Source organism: Sphingomonas sp. CARO-RG-8B-R24-01, from assembly GCF_022662295.1.
Classification (GTDB): domain Bacteria; phylum Pseudomonadota; class Alphaproteobacteria; order Sphingomonadales; family Sphingomonadaceae; genus Sphingomonas.
The window spans coordinates 41,026-60,630 of the sequence record NZ_JAKNQI010000003.1 but is presented as its reverse complement, the minus strand read 5'-3'; the positions used below and the strand labels follow the sequence as shown (position 1 = coordinate 60,630).

Below are 19,605 nucleotides of genomic sequence, written 5' to 3'. Positions count from 1 at the left end.
GGGGGCAACCCGCGAGTCTCCATCCTGGGATTTTGCATATGACCATCAAGACCTTTCGCGCTTCGTCCACGATCGCTGCAACTTTTGGCCTGGTCGCGCTGTTCGCCCAGCCGGTGACCGCACAGACGGCCACCACGACCTCGACGATGGCAGCCAGCGCCACCGTCACCGCCAACTGCACCGTCAACACGACCGCGCTCGCCTTCGGCGGCGCCGACGTGACTGATGGCCAGCCGCATGACGGCGCGGGCAGCCTGAAAGTACTCTGCACCAACGGCACGGCATGGACCGCAGCTGCCGACAAGGGTCAAGGCACTGCCGCGACTATCGCCCTGCGCCAGATGACGTTCGGCACCGACAAACTGAACTACATCCTGTACACCACCGCCGCCAAGGCAGCGATCTGGGGCGACGGCACCGAAGGCAGCACGATCGCCAATACCGGGACGGGCGCCGAAGTGACCTTTCCGGTTGCCGGGACGATCTCGGCTGGCCAGACCGGGATGCACGCCGGCGTCTATGGTGACATCGTCACCGTCACTGTCACGTATTGATCCCGATGCGCTCGATCCCCTGGATCGACGCTCGTTGGACCGGTCGCCTGCGGGCGGCCGGTCTTTCGGTGGTCGGCACCGTCGCGCTGGTCCCCGGCACGGCGAACGCCTCCAGTTTCCGCGTCAGCCCGGTCACGTTGACGCTTCCCGCCAACCGCCCGGTCGGATCACTGACCATCACCAACGGCGATACCGCGCCAGTCGCGATACGCGTCACGACCTACCGCTGGACCCAGGTCGCCGGCGCGGACGTCTATACGCCGAACGACGATCTGATCGCCTCGCCGCCGATCTTCACTACCCCCGCCAAGGCGGTCCAGTTGATCCGCGTCGGGCTGCGCCGGGCGGGCGCCGACGCCGCCTATCGCGTCGTTCTGGAGGAAATCCCGGCTCCCGCCACCAAGGGGATTCGTATCGCGGTCAACCTGAACCTGCCGCTGTACATCGTCGCCGACCCTGCCGCGAAACCCGCCGTGCGCTGGACCATGCGACGCGGATCGGATGGCGCCCTTCTGCTCGAGGGCCGCAACGCCGGGGGAATGCCGCTCCAGGTTACCGCGATCAGCAGTGCCGGACCAGGAGTCCCCAAGCTGCTCACGTCCGCCATGGGCGTGGTGCTGCCCGCGAGCATGCGACACTGGAACCTCGGTCGACATCCCGACTGGACGACGGGGGTACCGTTGCACCTGATTGTCCAGACCGCGCTGGGCGTAGACGAAGTTACGGTCGATCTACCGGCTGGCTAGTCTGGTCGTCGCCGCCATGGCCCTGGGTACGGCCGGGATCGGGGCGGCTACGGCCGATCCCGCGCCGGCTGGCGCGCGCCTGGTGATGCTCGCGGTCCGGATCAACGGGGTGGAGCAGGCGGATCCGGCATGGGTGCTGCGCGACGGCAACGTTCTGGCGGTCACGGTGTCCACCGCACGCGCCTGGCGGATCGATACGCGCGCGATCGCGACCCGCCGCTTCGACGGCGACCCGTACATTGCGGTCTCGGCGCTGCCCGGCGTGGTCCTGCAGCTCGACGATGCCACCCAGACGCTCGCGCTGACGATCCCAGCCGCACTGTTCGTCGGGTCCGCCGTCCGGCTGTCCCGCCAGCCATATGGCGCAATGACCCGCAGCGCGCTCGGCGGTTTCCTCGACTATGACGTGTCGGCGCAGGTCGCGGACGGGACAAGGGCGCTGAACGGCTTGTTCGCGCTGGGCGCGTTTCGCGGGGCCGGGACGGCCGGTACCAGTTTCATCGCCGGCAGCGGCGGCCCGGGCAATCGCGCGGTGGTGCGGCTGGACAGTACCTATACGATCGACGATCCGGCCCGCATGCGCTCGCTGCGGATCGGCGACGGCGTCACGCGCGCCAGCACCGGGACGTCCGCGCTGCGCTTCGCGGGAATTCAGCTCGCGAGCAATTTCGCGACGCAGCCGGGGTATCTGACGATGGCGCTGCCGACGCTGAACGGCAGCGCCGCCGTCGCTTCGACCGTCGACATATTGGTGAACAACGTGCTGCAAAACCAGCAAAAGGTCGCGTCGGGGCCGTTCACGCTTCGCGACGTCCCGGTGGTCAACGGCAGTGGCGAAGTGCAGCTCGTCGTCCGGGACGCCCTGGGTCGCCAGACCCTGGTCACACAATCCTATTATGCCGCGCCTCAAATCATCCGCCGCGGTTTGCACGATTATTCGTATGAAGTCGGTTTCCTGAGGCGCGACTACACGCAGGAGAGCAATGCGTATGGCACCGCGATCCTGTCGGCGACGCACCGGTACGGCGCAACCGACCGCATCACGCTGGAAGGACATGGCGAAGGGTCCCGGTCGGCCCAAACTGTGGGGCTGGCGGTCAATGTAGCGTGGCCCACCATCGGGATCTTTTCGCTGTCGGCGGCGGCCAGTCGGTCCGGGCACGAGCGCGGTGGATTGATCGGAGCTGGCTTCGAACGGCAGGCGCGCGGCATCTCGATCGGCGTTAGTGGGGAGATTGCGACTGGCGGCTACACCACAATCGGCGAAACCGCGCTGTATCGACATCCCCGCAGCACGGTGAGCGGTTTCCTCGGGATGCCGACGCCGTTCGGGTCGGTCGGCACCTCGCTGCTATGGCGGCGCGGGCGCGGTGAAGCGGATGTGCTGTACGCGAGCGCCAGCAGTTCGCTGCGGCTACGCGGGATAGGATCGGTCGGTGTCAGTGCGCGGCGCAGCTTTACGGGGAGTCGGGACAGCGCGGTCCAGGTGTTTCTCAGCGTCCCGGTCGGCCATCGCAGCAGCGCTGTGGTTGGCACCGAAATGCGCAACGGCCAGGTCGGTGCCAATGCGACGTTTCAACGGAACCTGCCCTATGGCGACGGGCTGGGCTATCGCCTCGCCGCGGAAACGGGCGAAAGCGAACGCTTCGATGCCGAACTCAACGTCCAGACCAATATCGGACGGCTCGACGCGGAGGCGACCCGGCTCGACGGCAGCACCGGTGCGCGGCTTGGAATGAGTGGTTCGATCGCGACGGTCGGGGGGCGGGTCTTCGCCGCGCGCAAGCTCGACCAGAGCTTCGCCGCGGTCACGGTCGGCAATTATGACAATGTCCGGGTCTATGTCGACAACCAGCTCGTCGGCCGCACCAATAGCGCGGGCGTGCTGATCGTGCCGCGGCTGCTGCCCTACCAGGACAACCACCTGCGGATCGAAGCCGAGGACCTCCCGCTTGACGCCGCGATCGACGAAACCGCCCGGACGATCCGTCCCTATGATCGAAGCGGCGTCGCGGTCCGTTTCGGGGCGCGGGATGCGCGCGCCGGCCTGGTGACGGTGCTGCTGCCCGACGGCACGACGATGCCCGCCGGCACCGCGCTGTACGTCAACGGCGGCACCGATCCGTACGTCGTCGCCCCCGACGGGACCGCCTATCTGTCCGGGCTGATGGCGCGCAACCGCATCGCGGCGACAATCGACGGGACAGGATGCCATTTCCTGCTGGCCTTTGCGGGGGGCCTGGGCCCCCAGCCCCGTCTCGGGACCTTTACATGCACCTGACCCGCCTCACTAGCGCACTGCTCCTCGTCGGGCTCGTGTCCCTGCCGACCGCGCGGGCGCAGGCCGCGAGTTGCGTCGTGAACCCGCAGGACCTTTCGCTTGGCCGTTACGACCCGCTCAGCGACCTGCCACAGGATGCCGTGGGCAGCGTCACTGTTAAGTGCGATGCGGCAGTCGCGTTCGTCGTTGCGCTCGGCCCCGGCAACGGCAGCTATGCCGCGCGCAAGATGAACGGCGGCGGCCAGACCCTACTCTACAATCTGTTCCTGGACCCGAACCATCTGACGGTCTGGGGCGATGGAAGCGGCGGCAGCGGCAGCGTCAGCCGCTCGTCGACCGGCGAAGTGCTTCCGATTTACGGGCGCGCGCCGGGTGGCCAAAGTCAGCTTAAGCCCGGAATGTATTCGGACACGATAACCGTCACCGTCACGTACTGAGCTCGGAACATTCAAGTCATCAAGCACCGCCATCACATGAGACGGATCACATGTAACCCAGACATTAAAATACCTTTTGTTACACAAGATACCGAATCATAAACATATTTCAGGTCACTGCCGAGGAACTTACCCATTACTATTTAGTATAATATTTATATTTTCTGAATTCGACCAGTCCGGAGGGCGCATGTTTGTCTATGTCATTGCGCAGGATACGAAGGCGCGGCAAGACCTTCACAAGCGCCTCGCCCCCGCAGGTCTTACGGTATGGCCGTTTGCCTTTTCGGCGGATTTTCTAGCGCAGCTCGAAAACCTTCGGCCCGCTCCGATCCTGATCGATCTGGAAATGCCGCAGACAGGCGGACTCGCGCTGCTTGCGGCGCTCGCGGACGATAACATTCATTGGCCGGTGATCGTGATGATCGCCTCGGCCGACACGCCAAGAACGGTCGAGGCGATGCATCGCGGGGCGCTGACAGTGCTGGAACTGCCGCTGCGCAGCGACTTGCTGTCGGCTGCGCTCGATCACGCGATCGCACAACTCGGGTCCGCCGCGGGCAAGACGCGCAAGCGCCAGTTGGCGCGTGCGCACATGGCGTTGCTGACCGCGCGGGAACGCAGCGTCGTCGCTTCCCTGATCGACGGCATGACCAACAAGGCGATCGCCACTGCGTTGGCAATCAGCCCCCGTACGGTCGAAGGTCACCGCGCCCACGCCCTCCAGAAGCTGAACGTCCGCAGCATTGCTGAAATCGTTCATCTCGCGGCCGACTGCGGCCTTGACCCGCACGGCCGACCCTCGGCTGCCAGATAGGCCGGAGCAGGTTTCGCCCGAGACGGGGCGACGCTACCCTCGCTTCGCCGCAATATAGCGCGTCACTTGCTCGTCCAGCACGTCGAGCGGCAGCGCGCCCTGGCTCAGCACCGCCTCGTGGAAATCCCGGATGTCGAACCGCGGCCCGAGCTCCTTCTGCGCCCGCGCCCGCAGCGCCTGGATCTTGAGCTCGCCGACCATGTAGCTGGTCGCCTGCCCGGGCCAGTTGAAATAGCGGTCGACCTCGCGCGCGATGTCCTTGTCCGACACCGAGCTGTTCGCCTTGAAATAGGCGATCGCCTGCTCGCGGGTCCAGCGCTTGGAATGGATGCCCGTATCGAGCACCAGCCGGATCGCGCGCCACACCTGCAGCGACAGCATGCCGAAGCGCGCATACGGATCCTTATAGACCCCCATCTCGTCCGCGAGCCGTTCCGAATACAGCCCCCAGCCTTCCGTATACGCGCCATAGCCGCCGAACTTGCGGAATTTGGGGATGTTCGTCAGTTCCTGCTGGCGCGCGATCTGGAAGTGGTGGCCAGGGGCGGCCTCGTGCGCGGCGATGCCGTCGACCTGAACCTTCTGCGTCTGGTTCATGTCGACGAGGTTGACGTAATAGATCCCCGGCCGCGCCCCATCGGCCGATGGCGGGTTGTAGAAGGCGGTCGGCGCGGTCCCCTCCCGCCATTTCTCGACCGCGCGCACTTCGAGCGGCGCCCTGGGCAGCACGCGGAAGTAGCGCGGCGCAACTTCCATGACCGATGCGATTACCCCGCGCGCATCCTGCAGATAGCTGTTCCGACCCGCTTGGGTGTTCGGATATTTGAACTGCGGATCGGTCCGGATATGGTCGAAGAACTGCTCGAGCGTCCCGTTGAACCCGACCGCGCGCTTGATCCCTTCCATCTCTTGCCGGATCGCCGCGACCTGGCGCAGGCCGAGCGCATGGATCTGGTCGGCAGTGAGCGTGGTGGTGGTCGAGCTCTTCAGCTGGTCGGCATAATAGGCCGCGCCATCCGGGAGGCTCCACGCGCCGAAATTGCCCTTCGACAACGGCTCGATCGCATCGAGCGTGGCGAACAGCGTGTCATAGCCTCGCCGGAACGGACCCGTCAGCGCGGCGCGCGCTTCGGCCAGCAACGCGGTCTTGGTCGCGGCCGGGGCGTCGAGCGCACCCACCTTCTTGCGGAAATCGGCGAACAGCGTGGAATCCGGGCCGCTGTCGAACGGCGCGCCGGTAATGACCGCGCGCGCATCGGCCCGTGCGGGGGCGAAATTGACCTTGTTGGGGATGATGCCGGCGGCCGCCTGGGCGCGCATCGTCGCCGACACTTCGCGCATCACGCGCTCCGTCTCCCGCAGCCGCGCGATATAAGCCTGGGCGTCGGCGATCGTGTCGATCTTGTGAGTGTTGATCAGCAACACCGGGATATCGCCCGCCGGGCTGCCGTTCGTCGATACCGGAAACCGCAGCTTGCGGAACTTGAACGACTCCCGCCCCCGCGCCACCTCATATTCGAACAGGCGATAGCTGACGCGGGCGCTGTCACCGAGGCGATCCGGCCGGAACCGTGCATGCAGGTCCTTGAGCTGCTGCTCGGCCAGCGCGCGGGCCCGCACCGCGGCAGCATCGGTATAATCGTCGAGCCGGTCGTAATGTGTCTTGAGGCCGAGCTGGGTCAGCGACTCCGGGCTGAGGTCCAGCTGCGCATCATACGCCTGGTCGAGAAATTGCAGCAGCGCCGCATCCTGTTGCCGCGTCTCGGGTGCATGGTGCGGCACGGGTGCGCTCGCCTGGATCAGCGGTACGGCCGGCAACAGCATGACAGCAAAGACAATACGCATCGGGCACTCTCCTGGGAAAGGCCCACTGTTGCGCGGCGCTGGGCACTTCGCAATTGCCGACGTGCGGTCAGGCTTTGCGAATGATCGAGACCGTCGTCCCGGGGTTGCCGGGCATGACCGCGACGATGGCACCAAGCTGACGCGACAGCGCCTCGATGATGCTGGTCCCGAGGCCCGCCTGCTTGCTTGCCTTGTCCTGCGGCATGCCGACACCATCGTCGCCGACCGACAACGTCCAGCCGCCGCCCTCTGCCCGGTAGTCGACACGGATGACGCCCTTGCGATGACCGGGATAGGCATGTTTCAGGGCGTTGATGATCAGTTCGGTCACGATCAGCCCGAGACTGACCGAGACATCCGCGCTCGTCACGCTGTCGTCTACGGTCAGCGCGAGCGACAGCTGGTCATGGTCGCGGATCATCGAAGCGCTGATACTGCGGCACAGATCGGTGAAATAGGTCCTCAGCTCGACATCGCCGAGCCGCGACGCCGCGAGCTGTTTCTGTACGGCCGCGACCGACATCACGCGCTGGTGCGCATCGTAGAGGTGAGTCCGCGTTTCATCGGACTGGACGCGCTTCGCGCTCTGCAACAGGACGCTCGCGATGATCTGCAGGCTGTTGGCGACGCGGTGCTGCACTTCCTGCAGCAGGATCCCCTTTTCATGGATCATCGCCTCGCGCAGTTTCTCGGCCTGACGGGATGCGGTGACATCGGCAACCGCGACGAGCAATCGGATGTTCTGCGGATCGTCATAAGCCAGTTTGCGCGCATTGACGACCAGCTGGCGGACGTCTTGCCCGGGCCGGTGCAGCTCCATCTCATAGGAATCGACCTGCGCCGAGCCGGACGCCGTTGCCGCGAGCAATGCGCCGAACTGCGGCAAACGCCATTCCCCGTCCCCCATCGACGCCATCGGCCGTCCCTTGATCGTAGCGGGCGCGAGCGAAAAGGCGGTACAGAAGGAGCCGCTGACCGCCAGAACCACCAGCGCCCCGTCAAGCAACAGCAGCGGCGTGCTGGAAGATGTGATGACCGCGAGCGTGAGACTCTCGGCAACCGATCCGGCCATTGCATGTTCCATGAGCGTTCCAGCAGTGACGGAGGCTCGCGCAGCGAAAGCCATTCCCGGCAACGAATTGTCGGTAAACCAGTGGCCGTCCGGCCGAGAGCACCGGGTAAGCTGTTGTGCGGTAGCACGGATTTATGTCGTTACCGCATCGTTTCGATTGCGGGGTGCGGGCCACGGGCGGCGTTACGGAGAGACAGCGACCTGCATCCGGCCAGCGGCGCGGACGGCATCCACCAGGGCCCGATCAGGCAGCCCCGCGGGCAGACGCACGTCCCGATTCCGCGCAGAAGCACCCACCCCGGTGTCGGCACCCGCGGCGCCCCCCAGCAGAATCGCCGTACCATGCCATCCGCGCGACCGCATCGCATGCACGACCGCCGCGCCCGCGCTGGCCGGCATCGCGTCCTCGACGATCAGGCAAGCTCCGGCGCATAGATCGGCGTCGGCCAGTGCAGAGGCACATGTTGCATAGGCCCGGACGTCGAAATGCTCCGATCGCAGCATCAACTGGCGTTCACGACGGACGGTGGCGTTTCCATCGATCAGGGCGATTGCGACCGGGCTCGGTGGGGCATGAGCGGGCATGGCGCGGTCCTTGTTGCGAACCTCGCTTTGGACACCCGGGATCGGCGCGTCTCTAGGTAATGGACGCAGCGGCACGTCGATCGACATACGGATCGTCGCGTCGCGACCGGTGCCATGGGCCAGCCGCTCGCTAGAGCGGCGTGCCATCCCCAACCGCCAACTCGAGCGTGAAGTGGAACGCTGCCCCGCCCCCCGGATTGACCGTCGCCCAGATCCTGCCGCCATGCGCCTCGACGATCGTGCGGCAGATCGACAGGCCCAGTCCCATGCCCTCCTGGCGGGTCGTGGCGAACGCCTGGAACAGGCGGTCCACCATGTCGGCGGCAATCCCGTGCCCGGTATCGGCAACCGTCACCTGAACCATTCCCGATGATTCCCTCAGGGTGGAAATCGTCAGCACGCGCGACGCACACGCCTGCATCGCCTGCACGGCATTGCGGATGAGGTTGACCAGCACCTGTTCGATCTGGATCCGGTCGACCTGAACACGAAACGCCGCGGTATCCAGGTTCATCGTGACGCATACCCCCGCCTCATGCGCGCCGATCAGCGCGAGGCCTGCGGCGTCCTCGACCAGCGCAACCAGCGATTCGGGTGCGCGACCGACCTCGCCATGGGCGACGAACGCGCGCAATCGGCGCACGATATCCCCCGCGCGCAACGACTGCGCCGCCGCAAGCGTCAAAGCGTCGCGGATGATCACCAGTTCCGGCGTGCCAGCGTCTCGCAGCATGTCCCGCGTGGTCTCGACATAATTGGCAATGGCGGTCAGCGGCTGGTTGAGTTCGTGCGCCAGCGTCGACGCCATCGTTCCCATCGCGCTGATCCGCGAAAGATGAATCAGATCGGACTGGAGGTCCTGCACCTGCCGTTCGGCGAGATTGCGCTGGGTCAGGTCGCGGATGAAACCGGTGAAGATGCGCTGTCCGCCGCTCGAAGTTTCCCCGACGGCCAGTTCCATCGCGAAGGTCTCGCCGTTGCTGCGCCGGCCGATCGCGGACCGCGTCGTGCCGATGACATGGCGAACCCCCGTCGCGCGATACGCGGCCAGATGCGCATCATGCGGCGCACGGTCGGCCTCCTGCATCAGGCAGGTCACGTCAGCCCCGATCATCGCGGCCTCGGTATAGCCAAACAGGCGTTCCGCCGCCGCGCTGAACGACGCGATGCGGCCATGGTCGTCGATCACGACCATGGCGTCCGGCACCGTCGCCAGGATCGATGCGAGCAGGCGCTCGCGCCCCGCGATCGCCCGTTCGGTCGATTTCTGGTCGGTGATGTCGCGCACCACCTTGCCGAACCCGCGTAACGCGCCGTGCTCGTCGTACAGTGCGGTGATCGTGACGTTCGCAAGGAATTCGGATCCGTCCTTGCGGACGCGCCAGCTTTCTTCCTCGATCCGACCTTCGGCATGCGCTCGCCGGAGATCGGCCGCCGGAAGCCCTTCGGCGATGTCTTCGGCAGGATAGGACATGGAGAAATGCCGGCCGACGATTTCCGCCGCGCTCCATCCCTTGATCCGTTCGGCGCCGCGGTTCCAGATCGTGACCAGCCCATCCGGATCGAGCATGTAGATCGCGTAATTCGTCGCCCCGTCGATCAGCAACGCGAGTTCGTCGGCGGAGGTCGCCATGGATCGCGTGCCGATGATCGCCGAGCCCTTCGGAATTGCAGCCTGCGCGGGATGGTCCGGCACCGCCCTTCAGTAAAGCAAATGACGGGTGCAAGCGACCAGCAACTGTGTCCCGCTCAGCAGCGACAGAATGCCGATCGCGATCACGATCCGATGGCTGGTGCGATACGCGACAGGCGGACGAAGCGCATCCGTTGGTAGTGGCATGGGTCGATCCCCGTCTGGTGGCAGGCGTTCCATCGGCTCTGCGGGCGACGCGCGATATGGAGGAATCTACGCGGCCTCCCGACCCGCGTGCCGCAGGGACTGTTGCGGGACCGTGGCCGTCGGGACAGGCTGCGCCGGGACGGTGCCTAAACGGTGCCTTGCATCTCCGCCACGGTCGACCGAAGCGCACGCATCAGCGCGCTGCGCCGGCGATCGCTTTGGCAGACCAGATAGCTGCGCAGTTGGTAGGACCGTTCGCCCGTTCCCAGCGCGCGATAGACGATCCGGCCGTCGGGGGGACATTCGGACTCGAAGAATGCGCTGATTCCCAGTCCGAGCGCGATCCCTTCACGGATCGTCTCGCGGGTCTGGAGTTCGATCGTCGCCCGCGGCTCGATCCCGGCGTCGACCAGCGCGCGTTCGGTGAAGGCGCGCGTCTTGGAGGAGGACTCGCGCAGCAGCAGCGTTTCATCGGCAAACGCCGCGATCGGCACGTTCTCCAACGCGGCAAGCGCATGATCGCGCGGCAAGGCGCAGGCCAAGGTTTCGCTCGCCAACGGCTCGTAGCTGAAGTTCGAATCGCCCGGGGGGTCGCTCGCCAATGCGGCATCGACATGCGCTTCCCCCAGCCAGCGCATCACGTCCCGGGCATTGCCCATGCGCACCTGCACCTTGGTCTGCGGATGGTCACGACGGAGCAGCTGCACCATCTTCGCGACGTAATACGGATTATCCGACCCGAGCCGCAGCATGCCGCCGGTCATCTCCGCGGTCTCCCCCAGGATCTCGTCGATGTCGGAAGCGGTGGCGAACAGCTTGTGCGTCAGCGCGAGCAGATCGCGCCCGGCCGGCGTCAGGCTCAGCGGCACCTTGCGGCTTTCGAACAGCATAACGCCGTAGCGCGCCTCGAGCGCCTTGAGCTGTTGTGACAAGGTTGGTTGCGAAACGTTGAGGCGCCGCGCGGCGCGCGACACCCCGCCCTCCAGCGCAATTGCGTGAAACGCACGTAAATGTTGGTGATTCACGGCCATCAACATAGTGCACTAGAGCAAGGCCGTTACGCTTACGTGACGTTTTTGCGGCTTTCCGATAGCCCCAGCCTATACGCTCCATCCATCCAAAGACTTGGCAGCAACACTCCGAATGCGACCAAAGCGGCGCCGGGGGGCTGGGGATCGACTCAGCTCGAGGCAGCGACGGCAACGCCAGGTGAAACGCCGGCGAAGCGGCGCTGGCTTTTTTAAGGGGTCCGACGATGAAAGCCCGCTATCTCCTTTCCTGCGCCGTTGCGGCGGTGCTGAGCAGCGCAACGCAAGCCGCCGCCGCGCCGGCCAGCGCCGCACCCGTCGCGAAGGATGCGCCCGCCACCGATCCTGCCGCACCGAACGATGCCACCGCGCCCGCGCCCGGACAGGCCGATGGCGACATCATCGTGACCGCGCAGCGCCGCAACGAGAGCATCCAGAAGGTACCGCTGACCATCCAGGCGTTCTCGGGCGATACGCTCGGCAAGCTGAACGTCACCACCTTCAACGACTTGCTGAAATACACCCCGAACGTCACCTTCAGTTCGAACGGCCCCGGTTCGGGGGCGATCTTCATGCGCGGGCTTTCCTCGGGCTTTGCGGGCAACCAGTCGTCGGCAACGATCGCCTATTTCCCCAACGTCGCCCTGTACCTCGATGACCAGTCGATGCAGTTCCCGGCGCGCAACGCCGATGTCTACATGGCCGACATGGAGCGCGTCGAAGTGCTCGAGGGGCCGCAGGGCACGCTGTTCGGCGGCGGCGCCGAAGCGGGCGCCGTGCGCTACATCACCAACAAGCCCAGGCTCGACCGGTTCGAGGGCCATATCGACGGCAGTGTCGGCGGCACCGTCGGCGGCGCACCCAACGCGGCGTTCAACGCTTCGCTCAACGTGCCGGTGATCCAGGACAAGCTGGCGATCCGCGCGGTGATCTACGACGATCATCGTGGTGGCTATATCGACAACGTCGCCAGCACCTTCACGCGTTCGGATACGGACACCGGCAACTTCTATTTCAACAACGGCGGCCATGCGCTACCCGCATCGCAACAGTCCAACGCCGGCCAGTACAATAATTTTGCGTTGGCCAAGAAGGACTTCAACCCGGTCGACTATATCGGCGGGCGGGTGTCGGCGAAGTGGGAGGTCGCGCCCGACTGGGATGTGCTGATCGCCGAAAGCTATCAGGACATGAAGGCCGATGGCACCTTCGCGACCTATCCGACCGGCTCCGATTTCCAGAAGCTCGCCGCGCTGCAGACCACGGTCTTCTCGCCCAGCTACAACAAGGACCAATATTGGAACACCGCCTGGACGGTGAACGGCAAGATCGGTGACCTCAAGCTCGTCTACACCGGTGCCTATATGGCGCGCCACATCGAGACGCAGCAGGACTACAGCAACTATTCGCGCACCGGCGGCGGCATGTATTATCAGTGCACCGGCGGCGGCACCGGCTGGGGCAAGGGCGCGCCCTATTGCTACAGCCCCGTGTCCTATTGGAACGACACGGTGCGCAACACGCACATGAGCCACGAATTCCGCGTCAGCACCCCCGACGACAAGCGCATCCGCGCGATCGGCGGGGTCTATTACGAAGAGTTCCGCATCAAGGATGTGATGAACTTCGATTACAAGACGATCCCGACCTGCACCACCGCGCTGATCGCCGCGGGCGGCGACTGTTCGGGTGTGGTCCAGCCGGTTCCGGGCTCGACGATCAACCAGCCCGGGCTCAAGCCCGGCAACACCGCGTTCGGCGAGGATACCCAGCGCGGCTACGACCAGATCGCGGCGTTCGGCTCGGTCGACTTCGACATCCTGCCCAACCTGACGCTGACCGGCGGCACGCGCTATTACCATTACAAGGAATTCGAAACCGGGTCGCAATATGAGACCTATGCGGGCAACTGCTACCAGGTCCAGGTCTGCGCCGTCGCCGGATCGGGCAACGTCAATATCGACGCGGCGAACGATCACGTCACCTATCACGGCTTCAAGAGCCGCGGCTCGCTGACGTGGAAGCCATCGGACCATACGCTGATCTACGCGACGTTCAGCCAGGGCTTCCGCCCGGGCGGGTTCAACCGCGCGACCAAGCTGATCCTGCCCGACGTCAACGGCGTCGCGCAGCTGATCCGGCCAAACGGCTACAAGCCCGACAGCCTGACGAATTGGGAAGGCGGCATCAAGACCGACCTGTTCGACCGCAAGCTCACGGTCAATCTCTCGGCCTATTACATGGTCTGGGAAGACGTGCAGATCGGCTTCTTCAACCCGGCCGGCGGTTTTGGCAACACCAGCTTCGTCACCAATGGCGCCAACTTCCACGTCAAGGGCGCGGAACTGCAATTCACCGCCCGCCCGACCCACGGCCTGACGCTCCAGGGCAGCGCGACCTACAACGACAGCAAACAGGTCACGCAACCCTGCTTCCTCTCGAACAACCCCGGTTCGTCGACGCTCGGCAAGTGCATCACCAGCTATTACAGCGGCGGCAAGCAGATCACCGTGCAAAGCCCGTTCGGCGCGCTCGGCTCCAGCCTGCCCTATGCCCCGCACGTCCAGGCCGATCTGCGGGCCCGCTACGAATGGACCGGGCCGCTCCAGCTGGGCTGGTTCGTCTCGGCCGGCGTGGGCTATACCGGCGTTACCTACAATCAGCCGTCGACCTATCCGTCGGGGGACAATGTGCTGATCCCGGGCACGACGCTGCTGCGCTATCGTCAACCGGGATATGCGCTGGTCGACGCTTCGATCGGTTTCCGTCACGACAATTGGAACCTGTCGGTCTTCGGCCAGAACCTGACCAACAGCCAGGCGAGCACGTTCACCTCGTCGGCGCAGTTCATCAAGTCCGAGGTGATCACTCGCCCGACGACGTATGGGCTGAAGGTCGGCGTCGACTTCTGACCGTCTTCAGCCTGCCTCTCTGAGTCATGCTTTTGTAACGGGCGGCATTCACGGTGCCGCCCGTTGCATCTTTCGGCCGGATCCCTTCCCATGACCCTACAGGCGTCTGCATCCTTGCCGATCGAACAGGAAATCGCGCGCCTGCGCGACGTGCAAAGCGCCGGACAGCACGCCGCGGCGCTCGCGCAACTGCAAGGCCTGCTGGCGGACTTTCCCGACAATCGCGATCTACTGCTGCTCGCCGCGAGCAGCCAACGCCATCTTGGGCAGATCGAGGCGTCGCTTGCGACGCTCGACCGACTGGCCGAACGCCATCCCGCCTTCAGCCTGCTGCATCAGGAGCGCGGACTGTGCCATGTCGCGCGCAAGGATGCGCCCGCGGCGATCGACGCACTGCTGGCAGCGGTGAACGCCAACCCGGCCTTGCCGATGAGCTGGAAGATGCTTGCCGGCGTCTTTCGTCTCGTCGGCGATACCGAGCAGGCCGCCACCGCCACCGCACACGTCGAGGCTTTGCACGCCCTGCCGCCACCGATCGTCACCGCCACGGCGCTTTACGCCGACGGCGACCTAGCGCCGGCCGAATCGCTGATCCGCGCGTTTCTGCTCGGCTATGGCGATCATCCGGAGGCGATGCGGTTGCTCGCCAAGATCGGCATGGCACGGAACGTCTACGACGATGCCGAACTGCTGCTCGAGGCCGTGGTCGCCATGCTGCCCGAGCATCGCGCGGCCCGCTTCGAATATGCGCAATGCCTCGCATGGCGCCACAAATACGTGGCGGCACGCGCGGAGATCGCGCGGTTGCGGGCGGTCGATCCGGGTCATTTCGATTATCGCACGCTCGACGCCACCGTCTCAGTGGGGCTGGGGAATCATGCCGCGGCGATCGCGCTGTATCGCGCCATGCTCGCGGACGATCCTGCCCCTTCGGCGGCAGCCGATGTGTACCTCTGGCTCGGCCATGCGCTCAAGACGATCGGCGACCTGCCGGCGGCGATCGACGCCTATCGCGCCGCCGCAGCCCTGCGACCCGGGTTCGGCGATGCCTATTGGAGCCTGGCCAACCTGAAGACGTTCCGGTTCGACGCTGCCACGATGGCACGGATGCGCGACGAGGAGGCACGAGCCACGACCGCGCCGATCGATCGCGTGCAGCTGTGCTTCGCGCTCGGCAAGGCGCTGGAGGATCGCGGCGAGATCGCCGCATCCTGGCAATGCTATGAACGCGGCAATGCACTGCAACGCGCGACCAGCCGCTACCGCGCCGAAATCCTCGAGACCAATACCCGCGAGCAGATTGCGGTCTGTACCCCGGCATTCTTCGCCGCACGCAAGGGCTGGGGCGCCCCCGGGCGCGACCCGATCCTCATCCTTGGCCTGCCACGCTCGGGCTCGACGTTGATCGAGCAGATCCTCGCTTCGCACAGCCAGGTCGAGGGGACACAGGAACTCGCCGACGTCCAGCGCATCGTTCAGGAACTTCAGGGGCGCGATCCCGACCTCGACCATCCGCTGTATCCCGCCTGTCTCGCCGATCTCACGCGCGCGCAGGCGACTGCCCTGGGCGAGCGCTATCTCGACGAAACGCGCATCTATCGCACCAGCGACCGACCGTTCTTCATCGACAAGATGCCCAACAACTTCCGCCACGTCGGGCTGATCAAGCTGATCCTGCCCAACGCCCGGATCATCGACGCGCGGCGCGACCCGATGGCGTGCTGCTTCAGCAACCTGAAGCAGCTGTTCGCGCAAGGGCAGGAATTCTCGTACAGCAGCGACGATATCGCGCGTTATTATCGCACCTATCTCGATCTGATGGCGCATTGGGACGTGGCGCTGCCCGGCCAGGTGCTGCGCGTCCAGCACGAGGATGTCGTCGACGATCTCGAGCACAGCGTACGGACGATCCTGGACTTTTGCGGGCTCGACTTCGAACCGGCCTGTCTTGCCTTCCACGAGAACCGCCGCAGCGTCCGCACGCCGAGCTCGGAACAGGTGCGCCAGCCGATCTTCCGCGATGGGCTCGACCAGTGGAAACGGTATGCGCCGTGGCTCCAGGATCTGGAAGCGGCGCTGGGTGATGCCGTGACGCGTTACCGCAGCTGAGCCATAGGTCGCGCCTATAGGCAGCATTCAGTCAAAGCCTTGGCCCCGCCGAACCGGCACGGCCAAGGCGGCACGCAGCAAGGAGACTGCCGTGCCACCCGAATCGTTCGATCTTGCCGTTGTCGGCGCCGGCATCGTTGGCTTGGCACATGCGCTGGCCGCCGCGCGGCTTGGCCAGAAGGTGGTGGTGGTCGACCGCGACGCTCAGGCAAACGGTGCGTCGATCCGCAATTTCGGCTTCGTCACGGTGACCGGCCAGGAGCAGGGCGACGTGTGGCGGCGCGCGCGTCGGTCCCGCGACGTCTGGGCCGAAGTGGCGGGTCCGGCGGGGATCGCGATCGAGCAACGCGGACTGCTGCTCGTCGCGCAGCGCCCGGAAGCGCGCCTGGTGTGCGAAGCGTTTCTCGATACCGACATGGCCGCGGGGTGCCGCTGGCTCGACCATGCCGCCGCGCGCACGCGCCTCGGCGGGATCCGGCCGGTACAGCTCGAAGGCGCGCTCGAAAGCGACGTCGAACTGCGGGTCGAATCCCGCACCGCCATCCCTGCCCTCGCCGCCTGGCTCGAAACCGCCCACGGGGTCTCGTTTCGACGGGGCGTCGCCGTACAGGGTGTCGACACCGGCTGCCTCACCACCGCTGCGGGCGAGATCCGCGCGCGCGCGATCGTGGTGTGCCCGGGCGACGACCTGGCAACGCTGTTCCCCGACGCCCTGGCCGGCGTGACCCGCTCCAAGCTGCAGATGCTGCGGCTTGCCGCGCCCGGCTATCGGCTGCCCGCGACGATCATGTCCGACCTCGGGCTTACGCGCTATCTCGGCTATGCAGCGCTGCCCGCCGCGCGCCCGTTGCGAAAGCGGCTCGAAAGCGAGCAGCCCGCGCAACTGGCCAATGGCGTCCACCTGATCGTTGCGCAAAGTGCCGACGGCAGCCTGGTCGTCGGCGACAGCCATCATTACGGCAAGACGCCCGACCCGTTCTCAAGCGAAGCGGTCGACCGCCTCATCCTCGACGAATTCCGCGCGGTGTTCGGCGCCGTGCCGCCGGTGCTCGAACGCTGGACCGGCACCTATGCCTCCGCCGCCACGCACAGCATCGTCACCACGCCCGCGGCGGGCGTACGCCTGGTGGTCGTGACCAGCGGCACCGGCGCCTCGACCAGCTTCGGTCTGGCGGAAGACGTCATCGCCGATCTTCTCCCGCAGAAAGCGAACGCATGACCTTTCCCGTCAAGGCCGTCGTGCTCGATTGGGCCGGCACGATGATCGACCACGGCTGCCGCGCGCCGGTCGTGGCGCTGCAGCGCGTATTCGACGGGGCCGGGGTGGCGATTTCCGAAGCCGAGGCCCGCGCCGACATGGGACGCGCCAAGCGGGATCACATCCGCGCGATCCTCGCCGCGCCGCGCATCGCCGTGGCGTGGCAAGCGGCGCACGACCGAGCCTCCAGCGAGGACGACGTCGCCCGGCTGCATGATGCGGTCGAGCCGCTGATGCGCAGCGCCGCCAGGGATTGCGCCGCGCTCATTCCGGGGGCCGCCGCGCTCGCCGCGACGTTGCGGGCGCGCGGCGTCCGCATCGGCTCGTGCACCGGTTACACCCGGCCGATGATGGCGGACATCCTGCCGCTCGCCGCCGAACAAGGCTATGCGCCCGAAGCCGTGATCTGCTCGGGCGAGACGCTCGAAGGGCGACCGTCCCCGCTGATGCTGTGGAAGGCACTGGTCGAGCTCGGCGTGTGGCCGGCCTGGTCGTGCGTCAAGGTCGATGACGCGACGGTCGGGATCGGAGAGGGCAAAGCCGCCGGCGCGTGGACCGTCGGGCTCGCCGCGTCCGGCAATGGCGTCGGGCTCGACTATGCCGCGCTGCAGGCGCTCCCGGCCGACGAACGCACGCGCCGCGTCAGCGCCGCCGCCGCCGAGCTTCGCGCCGCCGGTGCCGATTATGTGATCGATAGCGTTGCCGATCTCTGGCCGGTGCTCGAAACCATCGCCGCGCGGATCACCGCAGGCGAACGGCCGATGGCATGACCCGCGGCGACAGCATCGTCACGCGCTGGCTCCGCACCGCTCCGCCCGCGCTGTTCGCGCTCTATGGCGGCGGCGCGGCGTTCGCCGCTTATTTCGCGATGTACGCGTTTCGCAAACCGTTCACATCGGCCAGCTACGTACACGTCCCCGGATGGCCGTTCGCGATCGACTTCAAGGTCATGATCGTCATCGCGCAGGTCGCAGGCTATGCGTTGTCCAAGATCCTGGGCATCAAAATCGTCTCCGAAATGCCACCGGCGCGGCGCGGCGTGGCGATCCTGCTGTTGATCGGCCTGTCCGAACTTGCCCTGGTCGGCTTCGCCGTCCTGCCGCCGGTGCTGGCGGTTGCCGGGCTGTTCCTCAACGGGCTTGCGTTGGGGATGATCTGGGGGTTGGTGTTCGGCTTCCTGGAGGGCCGTCGATTGACCGAAGTGCTCGGTGCGATGCTGTGCGCGACTTTCATCCTGGCCTCCGGCGTGGTCAAGTCGGTCGGCGAGACCGTTCTGCAGAACGCCTGGGCGACCGAGCGCTGGATGCCGGCGACGACCGGTCTGCTGTTCACGCCGCTCCTGCTGGCGGCGGTTTGGGCCTTGGTGCAATTGCCGCCCCCCGATGCCGCCGACGAAGCCGAACGCCGTCCGCGCACGCCGATGAACGCCACGCAGCGCGCAGCGCTGTTCGCGGCGCATGCGCCGGCCCTGATCGCCTTGATCGCCATTTATGTGCTGCTGACCGCGTTGCGCGATTTTCGCGACAATTTTGCCGCCGAGATCTGGGGAGAGCTGGGCTTCGGTGGCGAGGCCAGCATCTTCACCTGGTCCGAAGTGCCCGTCGCGGTCATTGTGCTGGGTGCCCTCGGCCTGCTGATGCTGGTGCGCGACAATGCCAATGCGGTGCTGTGGAACCTGCGGCTCATCGCGATCGGCCTGGCGACACTCGGCATCGCCACGGCGGCGTTCCAGCTCGGGTGGATCGGACCGGTGTGGTGGATGGTCGCGATCGGCGCCGGATTGTACCTCGCCTATACGCCGTTCAATGCGCTGCTGTTCGACCGGCTCATGGCGGCGACGGCGTTCGCCGGCAATGCCGGCTTCCTGATCTATGTGGCCGACGCAAGCGGCTATTGTGGCAGCGTCGCGCTGTTGCTGCTGCGCAGCTTCGGGCATGTGTCGCTTAACTGGAGCGGCTTCCTGTGCGACATATGTTATGCCACATGCGCAATAGGGCTCGTCGCGACGGCGTGGGCGATCCGACGTTTCCGCGCCGTGCTGCGCACCGACGGCGATCGTCCGTCCTGGTTCGAGGCGACGGCGACGACGTGAGGCGCGACAGGATTTGTGACGCGATCCCG

At 66.0% G+C, this 19,605-nt stretch carries 16 protein-coding genes; 10 read left to right on the top strand and 6 right to left on the bottom strand.

Annotated elements, in window-relative coordinates:
- Positions 1-38: 38 nt before the first annotated feature.
- The 5 genes from L8G49_RS08180 (at position 39) to L8G49_RS08160 (ending at position 4,835) form a co-directional block, all read left to right on the top strand.
- Entirely contained in the window at positions 39-554 is a 516-nt protein-coding gene (locus L8G49_RS08180; RefSeq protein WP_242184026.1) for a spore coat protein U domain-containing protein, read from the top strand.
- Between the two features lie 5 nt (positions 555-559).
- A complete protein-coding gene (locus L8G49_RS08175) occupies positions 560-1,300 on the top strand; it encodes a fimbria/pilus periplasmic chaperone (protein ID WP_242184009.1) in 741 nt (246 codons plus the stop codon).
- Between the two features lie 16 nt (positions 1,301-1,316).
- Positions 1,317-3,581, top strand: coding sequence for a fimbria/pilus outer membrane usher protein (locus L8G49_RS08170; protein ID WP_242184007.1), 2,265 nt, complete (start codon positions 1,317-1,319; stop codon positions 3,579-3,581).
- Positions 3,572-4,018, top strand: a complete 447-nt coding sequence (locus L8G49_RS08165; RefSeq protein ID WP_242183999.1) for a spore coat U domain-containing protein — start codon at positions 3,572-3,574, stop codon at positions 4,016-4,018. Before L8G49_RS08170 ends, L8G49_RS08165 begins: the two co-directional genes overlap by 10 nt.
- 190 nt (positions 4,019-4,208) lie before the next feature.
- Positions 4,209-4,835: a LuxR C-terminal-related transcriptional regulator gene (locus L8G49_RS08160; protein WP_242183996.1), complete on the top strand. Its 627-nt coding sequence runs from the start codon at positions 4,209-4,211 to the stop codon at positions 4,833-4,835.
- 33 nt (positions 4,836-4,868) lie between these two features.
- Here L8G49_RS08160 and L8G49_RS08155 read toward each other — a convergent pair whose 3' ends face one another.
- The 6 genes from L8G49_RS08155 to L8G49_RS08130 all read right to left on the bottom strand — a co-directional run bounded on the left by L8G49_RS08155 (position 4,869) and on the right by L8G49_RS08130 (position 11,208).
- A complete protein-coding gene (locus L8G49_RS08155; protein ID WP_242183989.1) occupies positions 4,869-6,680 on the bottom strand; it encodes a DUF885 domain-containing protein in 1,812 nt (603 codons plus the stop codon).
- A gap of 67 nt (positions 6,681-6,747) precedes the next feature.
- Positions 6,748-7,752, bottom strand: a complete 1,005-nt coding sequence (locus L8G49_RS08150; protein ID WP_242183987.1) for a histidine kinase dimerization/phosphoacceptor domain -containing protein — start codon at positions 7,750-7,752, stop codon at positions 6,748-6,750.
- 183 nt (positions 7,753-7,935) lie between these two features.
- Positions 7,936-8,424, bottom strand: a complete 489-nt coding sequence (locus tag L8G49_RS08145; RefSeq protein ID WP_242183983.1) for a histidine kinase — start codon at positions 8,422-8,424, stop codon at positions 7,936-7,938.
- A 43-nt stretch (positions 8,425-8,467) separates the two neighbouring features.
- Positions 8,468-10,033, bottom strand: coding sequence for a PAS domain-containing sensor histidine kinase (locus L8G49_RS08140; RefSeq protein ID WP_242183975.1), 1,566 nt, complete (start codon positions 10,031-10,033; stop codon positions 8,468-8,470).
- A gap of 6 nt (positions 10,034-10,039) precedes the next feature.
- Positions 10,040-10,177: a hypothetical protein gene (locus L8G49_RS08135; protein WP_242183959.1), complete on the bottom strand. Its 138-nt coding sequence runs from the start codon at positions 10,175-10,177 to the stop codon at positions 10,040-10,042.
- Positions 10,178-10,323: 146 nt separating this feature from the next.
- Positions 10,324-11,208, bottom strand: coding sequence for a LysR substrate-binding domain-containing protein (locus tag L8G49_RS08130; protein WP_242183957.1), 885 nt, complete (start codon positions 11,206-11,208; stop codon positions 10,324-10,326).
- Between the two features lie 224 nt (positions 11,209-11,432).
- Between L8G49_RS08130 and L8G49_RS08125 the strand changes: the two genes are divergently transcribed.
- The 5 genes from L8G49_RS08125 (at position 11,433) to L8G49_RS08105 (ending at position 19,576) form a co-directional block, all read left to right on the top strand.
- Positions 11,433-14,117, top strand: a complete 2,685-nt coding sequence (locus L8G49_RS08125; RefSeq protein ID WP_242183955.1) for a TonB-dependent receptor — start codon at positions 11,433-11,435, stop codon at positions 14,115-14,117.
- A gap of 90 nt (positions 14,118-14,207) precedes the next feature.
- The gene (locus L8G49_RS08120) at positions 14,208-16,226 is read left to right on the top strand and encodes a sulfotransferase (protein WP_242183953.1); all 2,019 of its coding nucleotides are present in this window, start codon (positions 14,208-14,210) and stop codon (positions 16,224-16,226) included.
- A 91-nt stretch (positions 16,227-16,317) separates the two neighbouring features.
- Positions 16,318-17,445 (top strand): TIGR03364 family FAD-dependent oxidoreductase, encoded by a 1,128-nt coding sequence (locus L8G49_RS08115; RefSeq protein WP_242183931.1) that lies wholly within the window; start codon positions 16,318-16,320, stop codon positions 17,443-17,445.
- Positions 17,442-18,254, top strand: a complete 813-nt coding sequence (gene phnX / locus L8G49_RS08110; RefSeq protein WP_242183929.1) for a phosphonoacetaldehyde hydrolase — start codon at positions 17,442-17,444, stop codon at positions 18,252-18,254. The genes L8G49_RS08115 and phnX overlap by 4 nt, the downstream gene beginning before the upstream one ends.
- The gene (locus L8G49_RS08105) at positions 18,251-19,576 is read left to right on the top strand and encodes a DUF5690 family protein (protein ID WP_242183927.1); all 1,326 of its coding nucleotides are present in this window, start codon (positions 18,251-18,253) and stop codon (positions 19,574-19,576) included. Before phnX ends, L8G49_RS08105 begins: the two co-directional genes overlap by 4 nt.
- Positions 19,577-19,605 lie beyond the last annotated feature (29 nt).

Excerpts from the sequence above, each read along its gene's own strand:
- L8G49_RS08105 (WP_242183927.1), top strand. The coding sequence starts at position 18,251 with ATGACCCGCGGCGACAGCATCGTCACGCGCTGGCTCCGCACCGCTCCG.
- L8G49_RS08135 (WP_242183959.1), bottom strand. The coding sequence starts at position 10,177 with ATGCCACTACCAACGGATGCGCTTCGTCCGCCTGTCGCGTATCGCACC.
- L8G49_RS08180 (WP_242184026.1), top strand. The coding sequence starts at position 39 with ATGACCATCAAGACCTTTCGCGCTTCGTCCACGATCGCTGCAACTTTT.
- L8G49_RS08170 (WP_242184007.1), top strand. The coding sequence starts at position 1,317 with ATGGCCCTGGGTACGGCCGGGATCGGGGCGGCTACGGCCGATCCCGCG.
- L8G49_RS08145 (WP_242183983.1), bottom strand. The coding sequence starts at position 8,424 with ATGTCGATCGACGTGCCGCTGCGTCCATTACCTAGAGACGCGCCGATC.
- L8G49_RS08155 (WP_242183989.1), bottom strand. The coding sequence starts at position 6,680 with ATGCGTATTGTCTTTGCTGTCATGCTGTTGCCGGCCGTACCGCTGATC.
- L8G49_RS08165 (WP_242183999.1), top strand. The coding sequence starts at position 3,572 with ATGCACCTGACCCGCCTCACTAGCGCACTGCTCCTCGTCGGGCTCGTG.
- phnX (WP_242183929.1), top strand. The coding sequence starts at position 17,442 with ATGACCTTTCCCGTCAAGGCCGTCGTGCTCGATTGGGCCGGCACGATG.
- L8G49_RS08130 (WP_242183957.1), bottom strand. The coding sequence starts at position 11,208 with ATGGCCGTGAATCACCAACATTTACGTGCGTTTCACGCAATTGCGCTG.
- L8G49_RS08160 (WP_242183996.1), top strand. The coding sequence starts at position 4,209 with ATGTTTGTCTATGTCATTGCGCAGGATACGAAGGCGCGGCAAGACCTT.
- L8G49_RS08125 (WP_242183955.1), top strand. The coding sequence starts at position 11,433 with ATGAAAGCCCGCTATCTCCTTTCCTGCGCCGTTGCGGCGGTGCTGAGC.
- L8G49_RS08175 (WP_242184009.1), top strand. The coding sequence starts at position 560 with ATGCGCTCGATCCCCTGGATCGACGCTCGTTGGACCGGTCGCCTGCGG.
- L8G49_RS08120 (WP_242183953.1), top strand. The coding sequence starts at position 14,208 with ATGACCCTACAGGCGTCTGCATCCTTGCCGATCGAACAGGAAATCGCG.
- L8G49_RS08150 (WP_242183987.1), bottom strand. The coding sequence starts at position 7,752 with ATGGCCGGATCGGTTGCCGAGAGTCTCACGCTCGCGGTCATCACATCT.